This is a genomic window from Paenibacillus sp. O199 (assembly GCF_001636635.1).
Lineage (GTDB): Bacteria > Bacillota > Bacilli > Paenibacillales > Paenibacillaceae > Paenibacillus > Paenibacillus marchantiae.
Map to the genome: position 1 here is coordinate 236,461 of NZ_LGRP01000004.1, position 19,349 is coordinate 255,809.

The 19,349-nt window shown below is 47.1% G+C and carries 18 protein-coding genes; 14 read left to right on the forward strand and 4 right to left on the reverse strand.

Annotated features, from left to right (window positions below; all coding sequences use genetic code 11):
• Positions 1–416: 416 nt before the first annotated feature.
• The 3 genes from pheS to zapA all read left to right on the forward strand — a co-directional run bounded on the left by pheS (position 417) and on the right by zapA (position 6,836).
• Entirely contained in the window at positions 417–1,451 is a 1,035-nt protein-coding gene (pheS, locus tag A6049_RS08405; protein ID WP_063564207.1) for a phenylalanine--tRNA ligase subunit alpha, read from the forward strand.
• Between the two features lie 72 nt (positions 1,452–1,523).
• The gene (gene pheT / locus A6049_RS08410) at positions 1,524–3,977 is read left to right on the forward strand and encodes a phenylalanine--tRNA ligase subunit beta (RefSeq protein WP_063564208.1); all 2,454 of its coding nucleotides are present in this window, start codon (positions 1,524–1,526) and stop codon (positions 3,975–3,977) included.
• Positions 3,978–4,115: 138 nt separating this feature from the next.
• Positions 4,116–6,836, forward strand: coding sequence for a cell division protein ZapA (gene zapA, locus A6049_RS08415; RefSeq protein WP_063564209.1), 2,721 nt, complete (start codon positions 4,116–4,118; stop codon positions 6,834–6,836).
• 104 nt (positions 6,837–6,940) lie between these two features.
• Here zapA and A6049_RS08420 read toward each other — a convergent pair whose 3' ends face one another.
• Together A6049_RS08420 and A6049_RS08425 are read right to left on the reverse strand one after the other, a co-directional pair.
• Positions 6,941–7,327: a cupredoxin domain-containing protein gene (locus A6049_RS08420; RefSeq protein WP_481852442.1), complete on the reverse strand. Its 387-nt coding sequence runs from the start codon at positions 7,325–7,327 to the stop codon at positions 6,941–6,943.
• A 213-nt stretch (positions 7,328–7,540) separates the two neighbouring features.
• Entirely contained in the window at positions 7,541–7,906 is a 366-nt protein-coding gene (locus A6049_RS08425) for a phage holin family protein (protein WP_053780442.1), read from the reverse strand.
• A 187-nt stretch (positions 7,907–8,093) separates the two neighbouring features.
• On the opposite strand from A6049_RS08425, the gene A6049_RS08430 reads away from it, so the two are divergent.
• From A6049_RS08430 to A6049_RS08445, 4 genes are all read left to right on the forward strand, one after another.
• Positions 8,094–10,463: an endonuclease MutS2 gene (locus tag A6049_RS08430; protein WP_063564211.1), complete on the forward strand. Its 2,370-nt coding sequence runs from the start codon at positions 8,094–8,096 to the stop codon at positions 10,461–10,463.
• Positions 10,464–10,535: 72 nt separating this feature from the next.
• On the forward strand, positions 10,536–10,955 hold the full coding sequence (locus A6049_RS08435) for a DUF350 domain-containing protein (RefSeq protein WP_162842430.1): 420 nt from the start codon (positions 10,536–10,538) through the stop codon (positions 10,953–10,955).
• Positions 10,956–11,075: 120 nt separating this feature from the next.
• Positions 11,076–11,642, forward strand: coding sequence for a hypothetical protein (locus tag A6049_RS08440; protein ID WP_063564212.1), 567 nt, complete (start codon positions 11,076–11,078; stop codon positions 11,640–11,642).
• A 128-nt stretch (positions 11,643–11,770) separates the two neighbouring features.
• On the forward strand, positions 11,771–12,985 hold the full coding sequence (locus A6049_RS08445) for an MFS transporter (protein WP_063564213.1): 1,215 nt from the start codon (positions 11,771–11,773) through the stop codon (positions 12,983–12,985).
• Between the two features lie 61 nt (positions 12,986–13,046).
• Here the strand turns inward: A6049_RS08445 and A6049_RS08450 are convergent, their stop codons facing one another.
• The gene (locus A6049_RS08450) at positions 13,047–14,267 is read right to left on the reverse strand and encodes an NAD(P)/FAD-dependent oxidoreductase (protein WP_063564214.1); all 1,221 of its coding nucleotides are present in this window, start codon (positions 14,265–14,267) and stop codon (positions 13,047–13,049) included.
• Positions 14,268–14,363: 96 nt separating this feature from the next.
• Here A6049_RS08450 and A6049_RS08455 point away from each other — a divergent pair, with 96 nt between their 5' ends.
• The 7 genes from A6049_RS08455 (at position 14,364) to A6049_RS08485 (ending at position 18,609) form a co-directional block, all read left to right on the forward strand.
• Entirely contained in the window at positions 14,364–14,597 is a 234-nt protein-coding gene (locus tag A6049_RS08455; protein ID WP_063564215.1) for a hypothetical protein, read from the forward strand.
• A gap of 35 nt (positions 14,598–14,632) precedes the next feature.
• Complete coding sequence (locus A6049_RS08460) at positions 14,633–15,028, forward strand: spore coat protein (RefSeq protein WP_063564216.1); 396 nt, start codon at positions 14,633–14,635, stop codon at positions 15,026–15,028.
• Positions 15,029–15,186: 158 nt separating this feature from the next.
• Positions 15,187–15,687, forward strand: coding sequence for an Lrp/AsnC family transcriptional regulator (locus A6049_RS08465; protein ID WP_024628343.1), 501 nt, complete (start codon positions 15,187–15,189; stop codon positions 15,685–15,687).
• A gap of 13 nt (positions 15,688–15,700) precedes the next feature.
• Entirely contained in the window at positions 15,701–16,909 is a 1,209-nt protein-coding gene (locus tag A6049_RS08470; protein ID WP_063564217.1) for an aminotransferase class I/II-fold pyridoxal phosphate-dependent enzyme, read from the forward strand.
• 190 nt (positions 16,910–17,099) lie between these two features.
• A complete protein-coding gene (locus tag A6049_RS08475) occupies positions 17,100–17,321 on the forward strand; it encodes an aspartyl-phosphate phosphatase Spo0E family protein (RefSeq protein WP_323374397.1) in 222 nt (73 codons plus the stop codon).
• Between the two features lie 162 nt (positions 17,322–17,483).
• Positions 17,484–18,035 carry a type 2 periplasmic-binding domain-containing protein gene (locus tag A6049_RS08480; RefSeq protein ID WP_063564218.1) on the forward strand — a complete coding sequence of 184 codons (552 nt, stop codon included), beginning with the start codon at positions 17,484–17,486 and terminating at the stop codon, positions 18,033–18,035.
• A gap of 37 nt (positions 18,036–18,072) precedes the next feature.
• On the forward strand, positions 18,073–18,609 hold the full coding sequence (locus tag A6049_RS08485) for a bifunctional adenosylcobinamide kinase/adenosylcobinamide-phosphate guanylyltransferase (RefSeq protein ID WP_063564219.1): 537 nt from the start codon (positions 18,073–18,075) through the stop codon (positions 18,607–18,609).
• Between the two features lie 105 nt (positions 18,610–18,714).
• Here A6049_RS08485 and A6049_RS08490 read toward each other — a convergent pair whose 3' ends face one another.
• Positions 18,715–19,326: a DedA family protein gene (locus tag A6049_RS08490; RefSeq protein WP_024628348.1), complete on the reverse strand. Its 612-nt coding sequence runs from the start codon at positions 19,324–19,326 to the stop codon at positions 18,715–18,717.
• Positions 19,327–19,349 lie beyond the last annotated feature (23 nt).

Sequence of the window (19,349 nt, forward strand, 5' to 3'; positions counted from 1 at the left end):
TTTGATCATGCGGCTTTACAGCTTGCTATTTCGGGCGATTTTGCATATAATAATGGACGATCATCAGTAAATTTGAAGGTTTATCTGACATGCAAACGTGATGATGGAGACAAGTAAGCAGTGCCTCTGTACAGGGAGGAAGCGCCGTAGATTGAGAGCGTTTCTGTAGAACAAGGCTGCTGAAATTCACTCCGGAGCGGTTCCCTGAACCATATCTTGCGATTCATCGCAGGAGTCAGTAGGGGGTAACGGTTAACGGTCGTTATTCCGTATAGAGTGAGGCAAACATGTTGCAGGCCGGAAGGGCCGGGCAGCAATGAATGTCTAACAAGGGTGGTACCACGGTCTTTTCGTCCCTTCAGGGGAGAGAAGGCCTTTTTTTGTTGCATTAAACCACATAAAGGGGGCATTTACACATGAAAGAACGTTTGGAGGCATTAAAGATCGAAGCGTTGGAGCAACTGTCTAGCGTGAACGATCCACAGACGCTGAGTGATCTGCGTGTAAAGTATTTGGGGAAAAAGGGTGCATTGACCGAGATTTTGCGCGGTATGGGTGCGCTTAGTGCAGAGGAACGTCCGGTGATTGGTCAGGTTGCCAATGATGTTCGCGGGGCGATTGAAGAAGTCATTGACAGCAAGCAGGAGCAGTTCCAGAAGGAAGAGACGGCGAAACGTCTGCAATCCGAAAAAATTGATGTGACCCTGCCAGGACGTCGCGGACGTCAAGGCGGACTGCATCCACTGACCAAAGTGGTACAGGAAATCGAAGATATTTTCATCGGTATGGGATACCGCGTAGCGGAAGGTCCTGAGGTTGAAATGGATTATTACAACTTCGAAGCACTGAACCTGCCGAAGAACCACCCGGCGCGTGATATGCAGGATTCTTTCTATGTAACAGAAGATCTGCTGATGCGTACGCATACGTCACCGGTTCAAGTTCGCACGATGCAAAGCATGAAAGGTGAAGTGCCTGTTAAAGTCATCTGTCCGGGTAAAGTATACCGTCGTGACGATGACGATGCGACGCATTCGTTCCAGTTCAATCAGGTTGAAGGTTTGGTTATTAGCGAGAACATTCGCATGAGTGACCTGAAAGGTACCTTGCTGCAATTCGTACGCGAAATGTTCGGTTCACATACCGAAATTCGTCTCCGTCCAAGCTTCTTCCCGTTCACAGAGCCAAGTGCTGAAGTGGATGTGACTTGTGTGCAATGTGGTGGCAGTGGCTGCAGGGTATGTAAACAGACCGGTTGGCTTGAGATTTTGGGCGGCGGTATGGTTCACCCGAAAGTGCTCGAGATGGGCGGTTATGATCCGGAGAAATACAGTGGGTTTGCATTCGGAATGGGCGTAGAGCGTATCGCCATGCTGAAATATGGCATTGATGATATTCGTCATTTCTACAACAGTGATATGGCGTTCCTGAAACAATTCGGACGACTGTAATTACCGAAGTAGCATACAGGGCGAACGCCCTTCATTTGCAACACCAATTCATAGATTAGGAAGTGAACGTCCATGAGAGTATCGACAGATTGGCTGTCTGATTATATCGCGCTGGAAGGCGTGGAACCGCAGGAGTTGGCAGAGAAATTCACCCGTGCGGGGATTGAGATTGATGTAGTGGAGAACCGGAACCAGGGCGTAAACAAAGTGGTTGTTGGTTACGTGAAGAGTAAGGAGAAACACCCTGACGCTGATAAGTTGAATGTATGTGTGATTGATGCCGGACAGGAAGAAGATCTGCAGATCGTGTGTGGTGCGAAAAATGTGGATGCCGGTCAAAAGGTAGTCGTTGCCCTGGTAGGAGCGAAGCTCCCTGGTGGACTCGATATCAAAAAAGCCAAGCTGCGCGGCGTTGTTTCCCTTGGCATGATCTGCTCTGCGAAAGAACTGGGCATGAACGACAAGTTGCTGCCGAAGGACCAACAAGAAGGCATTCTCGTATTGCCGGCACAAACGGAAATTGGCACACCAATCAGCCAAGTGCTTGGTCTTGACGATCATGTTCTTGAACTGGACCTGACACCGAATCGCTCCGACTGTTTGAGCATGCTGGGTGCAGCTTATGAAGTAGGTGCAATTCTCGGTCGTGAAGTGAAACTGCCTGATCCAACTCAAAAGTTGGTGGAGATCGGTGATGCGGCTGCGAATCATATCTCGGTTGAGATTACGGCTGGCGAACAATGCAGTCATTATGCAGCCCGTTATGTAACTGGGATCAAGCTGGGAGCTTCCCCGCAGTGGATGCAAAACCGTTTGATGGCCGCTGGCATCCGTCCGATCAATAATATCGTTGACATCACGAACTATGTCATGCTGGAATACGGACAGCCGCTGCATGCTTTTGATGCAGATAAGCTGGAGAAGGGCCATATTGAAGTACGGATGGCCAAAGAAGGCGAAACGATCGTGACGTTGGATAGCCAGGAGCGCAAGCTGGAGCCGCATATGCTGCTCATTACCGATGGCGTGAAACCGGTAGCCATCGCGGGTGTTATGGGTGGCGAGAATTCCGAGGTAACGGAAACCACAGTGAATCTGTTGCTGGAATCCGCCAAGTTCGACGGCGGAACCGTTCGGAAAACGTCGCGCCAACTGGGGCTGCGTTCCGAAGCAAGCATGCGTTTTGAGAAAGAAGTCGATCCGGCTGCTGTCATTACGGCATTGAACCGTGCGGCTGAATTGATTCAGCGTTATGCGGAAGGCGAAGTTCATCAGGGGATCGTGGAAGCTGGAACAGCCGCAGCGGATAAACATATTGTGCAGCTGTCGCTGGATAAACTGAATCGCTATCTGGGAACCGAGTTGTCCCTGCTTGAAGTGAAAACCATCTTCGCTCGTTTACACTTTGCGTGTGGTGATGCGCAGCAGGGTCTGCTTGATATTGAAGTGCCTAGCCGCAGAGGGGATATTACACTTGATGTGGATCTGTTTGAAGAGATTGCCCGTCTGTACGGATACGACAATATTCCAACCACGTTGATCGAAGGACCAACAACACCGGGTGCTTACACGCGTTCACAAGCAATGCGCCGTACCATTCGTGGTTTGTTTGCAGGTAGTGGCTGGCAGGAAATGATCAGCTATTCATTCGTACACCCGGATAAAGTATCCTTGTTCCCTTCTCTAACAGAAGGCAGTAAAGCCGTGAAGCTGGCTATGCCAATGAGTGAGGACCGCAGCGTGCTTCGTAAGAGCATCTTGCCGCAAATGCTGGATGCCACGGTGTATAACATGAACCGCAAGCATGATTCACTGGCTGTATTCGAAGTAGGTAGTGTGTTCTTCACTGAAGAAGAAAAGCTGACGAAGCAACCGCATGAAATTCCGGTCCTGAGCTTGTTGCTCACTGGAAATCGTGCATCCCAGCAGTGGAATGTGGGAGTAGAGAAAGTGGACTTCTTCGATCTGAAAGGTGCACTTGAGAACCTGTTCGCCTATGTGGGCCTGGAGCAGCGCATTCGCCTGGTAGCAAACAGTCCAGAAGGCTTCCACCCTGGTCGTTCCGCATCGGTATACCTTGAAGCAAAAGATGGCGGAGAGGGCAAACTGATTGGTACGATGGGTCAATTGCATCCTGAACTGCAACAGCAATATGATTTGAACGATGTATATCTCGCAGAGATCGGGCTTGAAGCGATCTATAGTGAAGCGGATGCGGATATCCGTTATCGTGAGCTTCCACGATTCCCGGCAGTTGAGCGGGATATCGCAGTTGTTGTGAGTAAAGATATCGAAGCTGGGGATATGCTGCGCTCAATTCGTGAATCTGCTGGCGAACTGTTGCAAACCGTACAGGTATTCGACGTGTTCACAGGCAGCAAGTTGGGTGAAGACAAGAAGAGCGTAGCGATGGCTCTCGTTTATCGCAACCGTGAACGCACATTGACAGATGAGGAAATTACCGAGGTTCATGCTCGTGTTGTTGCTCGTCTGGAGGAGCAATTTGGAGCCGAATTGCGTAAATAGAACATAAGTCAATTTTTTGAACAAAGATTAGCAGGAATTGCTTGAAGTCACATCGAATCCTTAGCATTAGAGGATCGATGTGACTTTTTTTGTTTTACAGCTTAGAATCAACATACAGACTTTAAGGAGGGCACAACTGTGACTATACCTGATCGTACACGCGTCACCGTAGAGATCTACGGGACTTCCTATAAACTGGTTGGCAGCAGTGCCGACTATATGAAACAAGTAGCTAACCTGGTGGATGAGCGAATGAGCGCCATCTCCAAACATAATTCCCGACTGGATACCCCGCGTATTGCAGTTCTGGCAGCTGTACATATGGCTGAGCAGTCTCTTCAGACTCAGGAAATTCGGAATGAGCTGAAAATGCTGACCGGTGAACGTACTGAAATGAGAAATGAACTCAATCGGCTGAATGCCATACAAAATGAACATCAGCAGGAACTGGAACGCAGGGACCAAGAACTCGCTGAAGCAATGAAGCTTAAATCTGAGGCGGAACAGGCCATCTCCAAGCTCCAGAAGGATCAGCAGGCAGAAGTAGCCAAGCTGAATACATTACTGGAGCAGGAACGCGCTCAGGCAGCAGGTCGCGAGCAAAAGCTTCAGGCTCAAACGGCGTCGCAACTGAAAGCGGCTGAGGAGAAGGCACAGGCGCGTCTTAAAGAAGCAGAAGAAAAAGCAGCGAATCAACTCAAGAATGCACAGACTCAGGCGGCAGCTCAGCTGAAAGAAGCACAGACACGTTCAGTAAATGAGTTGCAGCAAGCCCAAGCCAAAGCGGCTGCACAATACAAGGAGCTGCAGGATAAGACGGCAGCTCAACTGAAAGAAGCCGAAGCTCGGGCCGTGGCAGAACGTCAAAAAATTGAGGTGCAGGCTGCACAGCAAGTACAAACGGCGAAGGAGCAAGCAGAAGCGGCAATTTTGTCTGAATTGGAACAAGCCGAGTCTCAATTGCAAAAGGTTCAGGAAGAAGCCCAGCTCCAATACCGTGAACTTCAGTCCGAGATGGAGCGGCGTATACAGCAGGCAGAGCAAGCTGCCGTCAATCAAGCCCGAGAACTGACTGAGAAGGCAAAAGAAGAACAAACCGCACTGCAGCAACAAGCAGAGCAGAAGCGACTGGCTGAGATTGAACAGCTGAATGCAACGTTCAAGGAGTCATCCGAACTGGCAGAATTGGAATGGATGGAAAAAGAAGCTGCTTATGAAGAACAGCTTCAGCAAATCCATGAAGCAGCCCAGACTCAGGCGAACGAAGCTGCGGCAACTGCTGAAGCTTTGCTGCAAGAAGAGCAAGGCAAGCTGAAGCAGCAGTTGGAAGAAGAACGTAAACAGGCCAAATCGCGCTTAATCGATGTTGAAGGCCAATTAGCCGAGGTACGCAAGCAGCTCAAGAATGCTCAAGAGGTTGTTGTGGATCAGGAGCAACAGCTCCAACAAGAGCGTAATCAAACTGAAATGTTGCGTAGTGAACAAGCCGTATACAAACAGGAGCAAGATGTTCAGCTTCGTCGAATTACGGAATTGGAGCAGCAGCTGGAACAACTAAAAGCGGATAGTGCTCTGCTGACTGAACAACTCCGCAACACAGAAGCTGAGGCCGAACATTTCCGGGAAGCGGAACAGCAATGGAAACAGCAGTATAACGAGACCGTTGAACGTGAATCTTCTCTGACAGCACAACTGCGAAAAGTACAGGATCAGCACGGTCAGCTTGAACAGGAAATCAAAAAACTCCGTGAAGCCGAAGTGAAGTCCGAGGATGAGCAGCGCAGGCTGCAAAAAGTGCTTGAGCAGGCCCATGCGGCAGTACGCACATTGCAACATGAACTTGGTGCACTGACGCAGAGCGAGCAGTCTTGGAAAGAGCAGGCTGAACAACGTCTGATCGAGATCGGCGAATTGGAGACACAGGTACTTGAAGCTGCAGAACAGAATGAAACGTTAGAGTCTGGTGTACAGTCCCTTCATGATGAATTATCCGTTGTTAAAGAAGAAGCTCGTCACGCCAGCGAAGAAGCAGAACGTTATCTTGCGCAAGCTGGTCGTCTGGAGCTACAACATAAAGAGCTTGATGGTGAATTGAATGAAGCTCGTGAAGAACTGAACAAGCTGCAGGAAAATTATAAACAAATCCGTAAGGATTATGGTGATGCACTGCAGCGTGAAGAAGACTATACTCGCAAGCTGAATGAGATGAGCGAAGAAAAGAAAGAAATCGTGCGTGCGCTTGAAGAATCAAGACAGAATGCTAATCAGCTATCTGGGCGTATCGATGAACAAGGTAGCATACTGACTCAGACAGAAGAAGAAGCACTTGAGTGGCAGATTAAGCATGAAGAATTGTCTGCCAAACAGGCAGAGCTCTCCTCTCGCCTGAAAGAGCTGACTGATCGGGAAGTTGAGCTAAGCTCAAGAGTAGCACAAGCAGAACAACAAGCGGAACAACAAGATCAGGTTTGGCAACGTCGTGCAGATGAATGGGCGGCTCAGGAACAGTCCTGGCAAGATCGATGGACTACACTGGAGAATGAATTGAATCTCTGGCAGAAAGAAAGTGCTGCCAGTGTGGAGAAGGTAGAAGAGCTGGAACACGAGCGGCAGCAGCTTGCCCAGCAGCGTGCGGAAGCAATCGAAGAAAAGCAGACGATGGAAAATGAACTGCTGGATATCGGTGAGCGGTATGAACTTGCGGCCAATCAGTTACGTTTGCTGCAGGTTGAACGTGAGATGGAGCAGGAGAAGGCGGAGCAACTGAATACAGATTACCGCCAATTGCGGGATGAATATACGAAATTGCAGACGGAATATAACGAATGGATTGAATTGATTGAGCAGGATCAGACCTAGCTGATGATTATGTCATAACTGGAATCCTGGACAGCGCACTCTTGTACAATTTGTTATAATGAAGAAAGAGCTCCCGTCGCTACGGGGGCTCCTTGTCTTGAACACTATTCTTCAACAATAATTTTGGAGATCATACTGCCGTGACCGCTTCCGCAATAGACGGAACAGGACATTTCAAATTCCCCTGCTTTGTCGGGAGTAATCACTTTGGAATTGTTCCTGGTATCCAGCCGAAGGTTCAGCTCAGGCACGAGAACACCATGGTTTCCGTTTGTATTTTCATAAACAATCTTAACCGGGACACCTTTTTTTAAATGGTATTCAGGTTGGTCAAATTCATAGTTGCTTGCTTTGATTACCAGTTCTTCGCTTGCAGTTGCACCCGAGTCGGACTCGCCGTTTGATTCTGCGGATTGTCCAGTTCCACCACATGCAGCAAGGACCAGAATCAACATACAGGCCGCAAGCCATGCCATGCCTTTCTTCATCATATGCCTCCTCAAAAAGCGTGATATGGATAAAATTTGAATGATTTCTCCAGTCATCATACCGCAAATTGACGATGCCTGTACATGCTGCCTATGTCGTTTTTTTGAACATCAGCATGCGCACAACCTAAAAAAATAAACCTCATCAGGCATATAAGCCATCAGAGGTTTAGAGGAAGTGAGCAACAGTCTATGAGGAGTGGGTACCGTTGGAGCCTATGCGTGATCTTTGGATCTTCTTCCGGCATCAAAAGGGGTGGAAACCGGGATGAACAGATCAATGATCCCAATGACCAATGCAGCCAGAACGGCACCAAGCAGACTGACATGTACATGATCTACGACATATTGACCAATCCAGATCACCAGTGCGCTGACGATGAATCCGACAATACCACGGCCAAAAGGATTAACCCTTTTCCCGAAGATGCCTTCAACAACCCAGCCAAGCAGAGCGATAACCAGAGCAAGCATCAGTGCGCTCCAGAAACCACCGACGGCGAATCCGGGTACGATCCAGCTGACGACCATCAATACAATTGCGGCGATGATAAATCGCACGACATGTCCCAGAAAATTCATGGTGTTATACCTCCTTTATTCAAATCGGATTGAGCATTGTACATCCTGTTCACTGGTGAGGTTGCACAATCCTGACACCTGTAGTTTGCGGCGCTATGTCGTAAGTTATGTGTGGAAGGATTCGTTAAATAGCGCTAGAAAGTTTCTTTCGTTATAATACAGTTATAGTTTGGAAGGAGTTGTACACTTGGACACGAAAATTTTAAAAACATTGGAATATCGCAAAATTTTAAATACATTGCAAAGCTTTGCCCAGACTACGATGGGAAAAAAGAAAGCGGAACAATTGGAGCCGATCAGTGAACTGGAAGAAGTGAAGAGACTGCTCCAGCAAACCGATGAAGCTTTTATGTTTGATCGTCTGAAAGGCTCTCCATCTTTTGGGGGAATTGTGGATATTACCGCTTCGATTAAACGCGCCGAAATAGGGGGCACGTTGAACCCGCATGAGTTACTGGGAATTTCCAACACCACTTTTGCAGCACGTCGATTGAAACGTCAGATCGCTGCACTCCACGATGATGAAAAGGTGGAATCGATCTTCTACATCAGTGATCAGTTATCTGAGCAAAAAACGCTTGAAGATGCAATTCGTATCTGTATTGACGACAATGCCGAAGTCTCAGATAGCGCGAGTGTAACACTGGCGCAGATTCGTCGTGAGCTGCGCGGCGGTGAAGCTCGCATCCGTGAGAAACTGGATTCGATGATCCGTTCTTCTACAGTATCCAAAATGCTGCAGGACCAGCTGATAACCATTCGGGGAGACCGTTTCGTGATTCCCGTGAAATCGGAATATCGCTCTTACTTTGGCGGGATTGTCCATGATCAATCCGGTTCAGGAGCAACGCTGTTTATTGAGCCAGAATCCATCGTTGCGATGAATAACAAATTGCGCGAGACCCGAATCCGGGAAGAACGCGAAATTGAAGTGATTTTGCAGAAATTAACGGCACTTGTCAGTGAACAGGCAGAGTGGTTATTGGTTGATGTTGACCTGCTGGGATCGCTGGATTTCATATTTGCCAAAGCACGTCTTGCCCGAGAATTGAAAGCCACATTGCCACGCATGAACGATCGCGGATTCATCAAGCTCAAAAAGGGACGCCATCCGCTGATCTCGATTGAAAATGTAGTGCCAACCGACATTGAACTCGGCAACGATTATACATCCATTATCGTAACGGGTCCAAATACGGGTGGTAAGACAGTAACACTCAAAACGATTGGTTTACTGAGCCTCATGGCAATGTCAGGTTTGTTCGTTCCAGCGGAAGATGGCAGCCAGTTATGTGTTTTTGATGCGATTTACGCCGACATTGGTGACGAACAGAGCATTGAACAGAACCTGAGTACATTCTCCAGTCATATGACGAACATCATTCGGATACTGAAGAACATGACAACCAAAAGTCTGGTGTTGCTTGACGAACTTGGGGCAGGTACCGACCCGGCAGAAGGTTCTGCACTGGCGATCTCCATTCTGGAGCATATGCATCAGACCGGATGCCGCATGGTAGCAACAACGCATTACAGTGAGCTGAAAGCTTACGCTTATGAGCGAAAAGGTGTTATTAATGCCAGCATGGAATTCGACGTTAATACACTGAGCCCTACCTACCGACTACTCGTCGGTGTGCCGGGACGGAGTAACGCGTTTGCAATTGCGGAGCGGCTAGGTCTGCCAGGATACATTCTGGATTACGCGCGTGGCGAAGTGAAAGAAGAAGACCAGCGTGTAGAGCATATGATCGCTTCCCTGGAAGAGAATCGGCTTACTGCGGAGCAAGAACGTGAGAGTGCGGAACGTCTGCGCCAGGACATGGAGAAATTGCGCAGCCGTCATCAAGCCGAACTGGAGAAGCTGGAACAGCAGCGTGACCGACGCATTGAAAAAGCGGAAGAAGATGCCCGCAACATTGTGGACAAGGCCAGAGCGGAAGCTGAGAAGATTATAACTGATCTTCGTCAGCTCGCTATGGAAGAAGGCGCATCCGTGAAGGAGCACAAACTTATTGCTGCTCGCAAACAACTGGATGAAGCTGAACCTGAGAAACGCAAGAAGACGGCTAAGCGCACTTCAACGGCAACGAAGTCTCGGGCCATCGGACCGGGCGATGAAGTTCTTGTCTACAGTTTGAATCAAAAAGGTCATGTGGTGGAGATGTCAGGCACCAAGGATGCCATGGTTCAATTGGGGATCATGAAAATGAAAGTATCCCTGAATGACCTGGAATTACAGCAGTCTGCACCAGCAGAAGCCAAACCGAAGCAGAAACCGGTAACCGGCGTGAAACGAACTCGCGATGACAATGTGAAAAGTGAACTGGATTTGCGGGGGACGAATCTGGAAGAAGCCTTGATGGAGACAGATCGTTTTATCGATGAAGCTTTCCTTGCTAATCTGGGTCAGGTGTATATTATTCACGGTAAAGGAACAGGAATTTTGCGTTCCGGTATTCAGGATTACCTGCGTAAGCATAGACATATAAAAAGTTACCGGCTGGGCAATTACGGAGAAGGCGGAAACGGTGTGACCGTCGCAGAATTGGAATAGCCCGACCAGGAATCAAAGAAGTTCTGCCGCCTGAGTGAGTTCAGGCGGCAGAATGGGGAAGGGGAACGATGAGTGAAAGGGACGATTGACGAATTGCTGTCTCATCCCTTGGGGATGGTGCTCGGATTTTTCTCCGTAGCGATTATGGAGCTGCTTGTATTTCTTGCTTGCTTTGAACTGGTGACCAAGTACAAATGCTGGCATGAAATCAAGAAGGGCAATGTGGCGGTTGCGATGGCTACAGGAGGCAAGATCTTTGGAATCTGCAACGTGCTTCATTTCTGCATTCAGGCCAAATCATCGGTGTATGAAGCTATGACGTGGTCATTTGTAGGATTTGTCCTTCTGCTCATTGCCTATTTTCTATTCGAGTTTCTGACACCGGTGTTCTCCATTGACAAGGAGATTGAAGCGGATAACCGGGCCGTTGGATTGATATCCATGATTATTTCCGTCTCGTTGTCATTTGTTATTGGCGCGAGCATCATGTAGGGGGACCGTTCATGAAGATATTGATACGGATTCTGTTTGCTGCATCGATTGTATTTTTTGCCATAGGCATCATATATGTGTTAAACACATGATTATCTGAAAGAGAAAGGTTGATTTAATATGGAACCAACAGTATGTCCATGGTGCCACACCGAAATTGTATGGGATGAGGAGCTAGGTCCAGAAGAAGAATGCCCTTACTGTCATAATGAATTAAAGGGATATCGTACTCTAAACATCAATATCGGTGATGAAGAGAACAATGAAGCCGAGGAAGACATCTATGATATGGATGATGTTGAGGACGATGAACAAACTACGGATCTCGCCAATTTGTGGGGAGATGAAGTAGAGCTGAAATTGCCGGAGCTTCGTACATTGACGAAATATGCGGATGAGGGCAATGATCTGATTCAATACGAAGAAGGCGTGGAGAAGCAGCTTGATTTGCAAGAAGAGGTTCCGGAATGCCCACACTGCCGTGAATTCATGATCCTCACGGGTACACAGAAGGCAACCAAGGATACGTTCAATCCTGTTGCCAATGCTGTCTCTGGTACGGATTCGTTGCTGGATGCGCCGTTCTCTGTACAAATGTATGTATGCTCAGGTTGCTTCCAGGTTCAATATAACCTGTCCGAAGATGACCGTCTGCGTCTGATCCAGAATTTGAGTGCACGGAAATAAGAGAGTAAGACGTTTCTGAAAATATAATAATCGGAGAAGTTCATCATGTTTTCCTTCTGCTTGGGGTACGTTAACCCTTAGACCTTGCCTGTGAAGTGCTGACTTCAGGTGGAATAAGGAGGGAGTAGATGAAGATTTCTCTGGGCCGACAATCCATTCTGCTACTAGGCGTGAATGGATTGTTTGTGTTAGCCGGAGCTTTGTCGGGAACGTTTCTGAATGTGTATCTGTGGAAAAGTCGTCCCGACTACGCCATGCTGGGATGGTTTACGATCAGCCAGCAAATTGCACTTGGACTCACGTTTTGGCTTGCGGGAAAGTGGGTCAAGGAACATAACAAAATGAGTGCGTTACGATTGGGAACAGCCTTGTCAGGTATTTTTTACATGCTTGTGTTATGGGCGGGACCAAAAGCGGTTGACTGGATATGGCCTCTGGGGATTTTGTTTGGATGTGCACTTGGATTGTTCTGGATTGCGTTCAATGTGGTTTATTTTGAGGTGACTGACCGGGAGAATAGGGACCTGTTCAATGGCTGGGTGGGTCTGCTGGGTTCCATGACAGGCATCATCGGCCCGTGGTTCTCAGGTCTTATTATTTCACGAATGGTTGATAATTCGGGTTATCGCCTTATTTTTACGGTGTCATTGGTCATATATGTGATTGCCGTTGTGTTCAGTTTTTTTCTGAAAAAAAGGGAGGTCAGCGGCACATACCGCTGGTCTGAACCGTGGCGACAGTTGTCTGTCAAAGATAGCGCATGGAGACCGCTTGGCATGGGACTGTTTGCACAAGGCGTGCGGGAAGGCGTATTTGCCTTTCTGATTGCATTGCTTGTCTATGTGGCAACTAAGCAGGAATATAAACTAGGGCAGTTCTCGCTAATTACTTCAGCCGTAGCACTGGTGAGTTACTGGGCCGCAGGAAAATGGTTTAAGCCGCAATACAGGTCCAGAGGGATGTTAGCCGGTGCGATATTGTTATTCATCGTGTTAATTCCGCTATTATGGAAGGTCAGCTATGGTACGCTTTTAATTATGGGAATTGGATCTGCCTTGTCGATGCCGTTGTATATTTTGCCAATGATTTCGGCAGGATTCGACCTGATGGGAGCGAGCGGCGAAAATGTAGAGAAAAGGGTTGAACTTGTCGTATTAAGGGAGCTTTGTTTGATGGTCGGTCGTTTATTTGGCCTTGCTGTATTTATTCTGACGGTCATGAATGGCCCTTCTTTACAAACATTAACCTGGCTTATTGTGGCGCTTGGGGCTTTCCCGCTTATTGGCTGGATATTCATGCGCAACTTGTTAGTACATCCGGATCAGCAAGAACCCTCAGCATAGGGAAAAGGGTACAGTCCAGGGAATAATCCTGAGCTGTACCCTTATTTATTTGAGGCGTTGCTTACACAGGAGAAGGTTTACTCGTTCTCGTTAATGAGAAAAGTTCCATATCGCCATTCTCAACTCCTGTAACAGCATCGGCCAAAATAGAAGCAGCGAACATGCTGTACACTGTACCGTTACCGCCATAACCCTCAAGAAAATAAGAATGCGGGTATTCAGGATGTGGGCCGATAAACGGAAGTCCGTCATTCGTATTGCCAAATACGGCACCCCAGGCATAATCAACTTCAAGACCCTCCAGTGGGAAATAAGAGCGAACTTCTTCCAGGAGTGTATCTCCCCGGTGTCTTGCCCGAATCTCACGCTGATCTTCCCTCGGTGTCTCTTCATCCAGACCGCCAGCAATGATCCGTCCGTCTGGTGTGGTTCTCATATACAGGTAAGGGCGTGCCGTCTCCCAGATCAGACTGTGCTCATACCATTCCTTAAGGTCAGGCAACGGTTTAGTAGCGATAGCATAGGTGGTTTGTAGGTAGGCTCCTTGATCCTTTTTGATGGCCTGCGTCTCATAACCGGCAGCAAAAATAACCTTGCTGGCGCGGATTTTCCCACCTGAAGTATGACACAGCACACCATCATCATCGAATTCACAATGAATCATCTCAGTCTGTCCATAGATTTGTGCTCCTCGTTTGCTTGCCGATTCAAACAAGGCATGAACAAAACGATACGGGTTCACTTCAGCATCCCCCAACGTATATAATGCGGCAGGTTTGCTGAAGGGGAAATGGGTGCTGATTTTGTCGGAATTCCACAGTTCAGCTTCAAAGCCATAATGCTTCAACGTTTGATATTCTTCCTCCAGCATGGCTACATCATCAATGCTGCTGGCAAAACAGAGACTGGTCCGTGGAATAAACCAGGGATCGGTATCCAGCCTGTCCGCAATTTGTGTGAGTTTCTGCATGGCTTCACGACATAGTTCATAGAAGCGCACGCCTGTCTTTTCACCAAAGGTATTGATACAGGAGGTCAGTGTTTTGTCGTTTGTGTACTGCAAAAGTCCTGTATTGGCTGAACTACTGCCATGCGCAATCTTTCTCTTATCAATAACAACCGTATTAACTCCACGCTCCGTAAGCAATTCGGAAGTCAGTGCCCCCCCCATACCACCACCTATGATCAAGCAGTCACAGGAGATGTCGGTTTGTAGCGAGGGATAGTTAGAATTTGGGTTGAAAGTGGAAGGCCAGAACGGTGTACCATAGACCAGATCCATTAGAAACATCTCCTTCATGATTACGTTTGTATACTTTTGAGTGACCGGGTTAACAATAATTGCGCATAAACTTTATGCCGAGGAGGTCAACGAAACATGCAGAATCAATCCATGCAAGCGCTGAGTCCGAAAGAATTGAATTATATTGCGGATTCAATAACCAATGAAGAACTGCTGATCAAGCAGTGCGCGGCTACAGCTTCTATCTCACATAATCCGCAAATTCAGCAGGCACTGAATCACTATGTTCGTTCCCATGAACAGCATCTGAACACACTCGTTAATGCTTTGCAACAACATCAATCTATTGCTCCAACACAAGCACAGTAATAGAAGCCGAATCTAACCGTATAGGAGGAAATCGTGTGTATTCTCAATCTTTATCATCTAGTGGATCTTTTATGCAGGAACAGGATTTGTTGAAGTCGATTCTTGCGGATTTAAGACGAACCGCGCGCGAATATACGACAGCAACAACCGAAGCTTCCTGTCCCATTACACGTCGGATGTTCACAGATTTGACCAATGATACACTCCGTTTGCAAGGTGAGCTGTTTAATGTGATGCAGCAGAACAACATGTATTCGGTAGGCTCGAAGGCATTGCGCCAGGATGTGGACAAGCAGATTCAATCGGCCCACCAGACCCAACAGAAATGCCAGCAGTTCATTCAGGAAAAGAATACGCAGGCCAGTGCTTACAACCAGGCGCCTAATGTACCCCAGCATCAACCGAATTACGGTAACCCTTATTACATGTAACCTTTGTAATTATGGTTTGAAGCAGGTACTGTTACAGACCATACCACCGCTTGCCCGAATTCAGGGCGGGCGGTTTTTGTCTTTGCATGATCGTTGAATTCATGTAATATAAGTATTAATTCATTTTCAGGAAGCTGGATGACGCTGGAGGGAAAGACATGAAGGATCTGAACGATCTGCAATTAAAAGTTCTGGATTTGTTGAAGGAAGACGCGAGAAGGACTCCCGCACTGCTGTCGACGCTGCTGGGGGAGTCGGAAGATAAGATCAAGAACGCCGTGGCCCAGCTTGAACAGGACCACGTGATTGTGAAATACGCAACCGTTGTGAATTGGAGCAAGATTGATGATGAGAAAGTAACTGCCTTGATTGAAGTACAGATTACGCCTGAGCGTGGTCGTGGCTTCGAAGGGATCGCTGAACGCATTTATCTGTATCCGCAAGTGAAATCGGTATATCTCATGTCAGGTGCATATGATCTGCTCGTAGAAGTAGAAGGTGGTAACCTGCGTGAAGTCGCTAATTTTGTATCGGAGAAATTGTCTCCGATTGACTCTGTACTTTCAACCAAAACGAATTTTATTCTTAAAAAATATAAGCAGGACGGGATTATTTTTGAAGACCATCAGGAAGACAACCGTCTCATGATCTCGCCGTAAAGGAAGATGCGTCATGATAGTGAATGAACAGACAACAGGAAACAACAAGAAAATGACTTCGTATTTGGCACCTTTGGTTCAACAGATACCGCCATCCGGCATACGCAAATTTTTTGATCTGGTTGGCGATAACAAGGATATCATCACACTGGGTGTAGGTGAACCGGACTTTGTAACACCGTGGCATATGCGTGAAGCTTGTGTATATTCACTCGAAAGAGGCATGACCAGTTACACTTCCAATGCGGGTATGCCGAAACTGAGGGAAGCCATCAGCGAGTATCTGGATACTCAATTTGATACCAAGTATGATCCAAAGGACGAAATTATCGTTACCGTTGGTGGCAGTGAAGCCATTGATCTGGCATTGCGTGCATTGATTGTACCCGGAGACGAAATTCTGATTCCAGAACCTTCGTATGTGGCATATTCTCCAATCGCTTCGATTGGTGGAGGTATACCGGTTGGTGTAGAAACGTATGCGAAGGATCAGTTTAAACTGACTGCCGAGGCGCTGGAAGCGGGAATTACGCCGAAGTCGAAGGTTCTTATCCTCTGTTATCCGAGCAATCCGACAGGTGCCATCATGACCTATGAAGAATGGCTGCCTATTGCTGAAGTGATCAAAAAGCATGATCTGATCGTCATTGCGGATGAGATTTATGCTGAGCTGACGTATACGCAAAAACATGTTAGTTTCGCTACGATTCCGGATATGAAGGAACGTACCATTTTGGTTAGTGGGTTTTCCAAGGCTTTTGCGATGACCGGCTGGCGAATTGGGTATATGTGCGGACATCCCGAACTGATTGCAGCCATGCTCAAAATTCATCAGTACACGGTGATGTGTGCACCTGCTATGGGACAGGTGGCCGCGCTTGAGGCATTGACGAACGGTTTGGGTGAGAAGGATAGAATGGTTGAATCCTATAATCAGCGCAGACGCCTTATCGTGCAGGGTTTTAGAGATATTGGACTGGACTGCCATGAACCCCAGGGAGCATTTTATGCATTTCCTAGTATCCAGAAGACGGGGCTGAGTTCGGATCTTTTTGCTGAGCGTTTGCTAACGGAAAATAAAGTGGCGGCTGTACCGGGGAATGTATTTGGTCCACAAGGTGAAGGATTTCTTCGTTGTTCCTATGCAACATCTGTGACCCAATTGAATGAAGCCTTGGAACGAATCGGAAACTTTGTTTACAAACTGCAAAAAGAGGGTTAATAGGGATTAGAAGCTTCTGATCGACATAAACTTTCTTCAAACTAGAAAAAAATAACTTTCTTTTACAAAATATTGTGATATAATTTCAATTTGAAATAAGTTTTTCTTGTATTTGGAAACTAATTTTTCCAAGGAGGGGTTGGCTTTGTTTTGTGTTGAATATGATTTACCGACTAATCGTGGGCATTATTTGGCAGAAGGCGATCATGGCGACCGATGGTCGGTGAAACCGGATCACGCATCTTTGCATAACGTTTCCTTGGAAGATGAGATCCATATGCTACGCCGCAAGATGGAACAGATATTCCTTGAAGAGAAATCATTCACATCCGATATTGTAATTGAAATTAGCAGTTTGCTAGATTTGAAGATTAATGAATACATGAAGGCTAATCCGATTAAAGGAAAGTAATTTATCGTTGTATCGAAACGTTACGCATATTCGATTCGAAGAAGACCCGGAAAGGGTCTTTTTTTTTGATCTATGAACAGATTGCTTTGGATAGGGAGGGTTATTTTTTTGCGTGGAACAATTGTGATATATTGTACATAGGAGACTAAAGGGGGAACTGGAATGAAGAGATTTTGGGGGCTTACCGCAATCATTTCTATGATTTTTCTGCTTGCTGGCTGTGGCGGTAAGGACGGTTTTACAATTTTTATCATTGACAACCAAGGAAATCCATCCGTGATCTCGGAGCAGTTGCAAGCTAATTTGCAGCAGAAGCTGGGCGAGGAGCCCAAGGTGGAGGTTATCACCAGTGCGATGTATGATGTTCAGAAAATTATGGTAGAATATGCGGCTGGCGGTCATGATATTTTCATTTTGCCTGAGGCTGATATGAAGCAGTACGGAAGTAACGGCTCCAATATTCCGCTGGATGATACATTTGATGCGGAGAAGTATAAGCGCGGTGTATTTGAAGGCGGGGTCCTGGTTGAAAAGGGTGAAGGAGATGACGGTTCAGATATCAAGACAGAATCACATCTCTATGGCATTCCGCTGGAAGATATGCAAATGTTCAAAGATGTAGATTATGCTGCGCAAAATCTGTTTGCTACCATTCCGGTGTCGGCGTCTAATGTCGAAGAGTCCAAGAAAGTGCTGAAGGCGCTGACAGAGTAAATGCAATCTAGTATGGCTACTGAAGGAGGGGAGCGGATTGTTAATTACGGTCACAGGCGGCATAGGCAGTGGTAAAACCCGATTTGCGCTTGGATTCGCAGCCCGGATTAGCCGGGAGGGCATCTATTTATCCACTGGTGATCATGATCCCGTGATTCCCGAATTGCCATCCGCTCATTATCGTGCCATCCAGGCTGGGAACGGCCAGCACCTGACGGAGGTGCTTCACCAGATTAATCGAGAATCCAATCTCTTCCTGGCAGATCAGCGGATTGTCATTGTGGATAGTCTGACCGCATGGATGGCAGCCGGGTTCAGGGCAAGTGATGATCTGGATCAGCAGCGTTCAGAGACACAGCTGTTGCTGGACGCCCTTCTGTCTTACCAGGGAAAGCTGCTCGTGATTACCAATGAAATGCACGGTTCTTTATATCCTTCAGAGGAAGAACGAATTTTTGCAGCAAGAATGGCGTCAGTTAACCGGGCGTTGCAGGCGCATTCGGAACAGATGTATCTGTTGATATCTGGCTTGCCTGTTGATCTCAAAGATCAAGGGCTGCGATATGAAGATTAGCATTTCATAATGTTAAACGATCGAAAAGCCAAAAGAAGCCTCCGTCACCACAAATGGTGGTGCGGAGGCTTTATTTTATGACAAAAGCTATGCGTGTAAATTTCTTTATTTCCGAGTTTTATTGCGTCTGATCCACCAGATTATACAGCCCACAACAATAATCGCTAGAAGTACATATACGACCAGGGAGTACACGTCCATAAAGTGCAGGATACTCTCCCATGACGCACCAAGCGCCGCACCAACCGAGACGAGAATAATATTCCAGGCCAGTGTTCCAATGGTTGTGAAGAGTAGGAATAAACCAAATTTCATGTTGGACATGCCGGCAGGAATTGAGATCAGGCTTCGAACAAGGGGAACCATGCGACAGAATAGTACGGTCCACATTCCATATTTGTCAAACCATGCATCGACACGGTGGATATCTTCTTTTTTGATCCGCAGAATATGACCCCAACGTTCTACAATCTTCTCCAGCCGATTGACATCAATCAGCAGTCCGATCCCATAGAGAATGACAGCCCCAAGCACAGAACCAATGGTAGCAGCAATAATAACACCGGGAAGGGTCAGGCTGGTGTAGGTGGTCATGAAGCCGCCAAAAGGTAATATGATTTCGGAGGGGATGGGGGGAAATACGTTTTCAAGCGCAATAATGAGTGCAATGCCTATGTAGCCGTATTGTTCCATGAAATCGGTTATCCAGTTTTGCATAATCGTCTCCTCTACTTTTGGTT

What these genes read in the sequence shown, in the direction of transcription:
- pheS (WP_063564207.1), top strand. Translation starts at nt 417, where the DNA reads ATGAAAGAACGTTTGGAGGCATTAAAGATCGAAGCGTTGGAGCAACTG.
- pheT (WP_063564208.1), top strand. Translation starts at nt 1,524, where the DNA reads ATGAGAGTATCGACAGATTGGCTGTCTGATTATATCGCGCTGGAAGGC.
- A6049_RS08420 (WP_481852442.1), bottom strand. Translation starts at nt 7,327, where the DNA reads ATGATGAAGAAAGGCATGGCATGGCTTGCGGCCTGTATGTTGATTCTG.
- A6049_RS08425 (WP_053780442.1), bottom strand. Translation starts at nt 7,906, where the DNA reads ATGAATTTTCTGGGACATGTCGTGCGATTTATCATCGCCGCAATTGTA.
- A6049_RS08440 (WP_063564212.1), top strand. Translation starts at nt 11,076, where the DNA reads ATGGAACCAACAGTATGTCCATGGTGCCACACCGAAATTGTATGGGAT.
- A6049_RS08445 (WP_063564213.1), top strand. Translation starts at nt 11,771, where the DNA reads ATGAAGATTTCTCTGGGCCGACAATCCATTCTGCTACTAGGCGTGAAT.
- A6049_RS08450 (WP_063564214.1), bottom strand. Translation starts at nt 14,267, where the DNA reads ATGGATCTGGTCTATGGTACACCGTTCTGGCCTTCCACTTTCAACCCA.
- A6049_RS08455 (WP_063564215.1), top strand. Translation starts at nt 14,364, where the DNA reads ATGCAGAATCAATCCATGCAAGCGCTGAGTCCGAAAGAATTGAATTAT.
- A6049_RS08465 (WP_024628343.1), top strand. Translation starts at nt 15,187, where the DNA reads ATGAAGGATCTGAACGATCTGCAATTAAAAGTTCTGGATTTGTTGAAG.
- A6049_RS08470 (WP_063564217.1), top strand. Translation starts at nt 15,701, where the DNA reads ATGATAGTGAATGAACAGACAACAGGAAACAACAAGAAAATGACTTCG.
- A6049_RS08480 (WP_063564218.1), top strand. Translation starts at nt 17,484, where the DNA reads ATGAAGAGATTTTGGGGGCTTACCGCAATCATTTCTATGATTTTTCTG.
- A6049_RS08490 (WP_024628348.1), bottom strand. Translation starts at nt 19,326, where the DNA reads ATGCAAAACTGGATAACCGATTTCATGGAACAATACGGCTACATAGGC.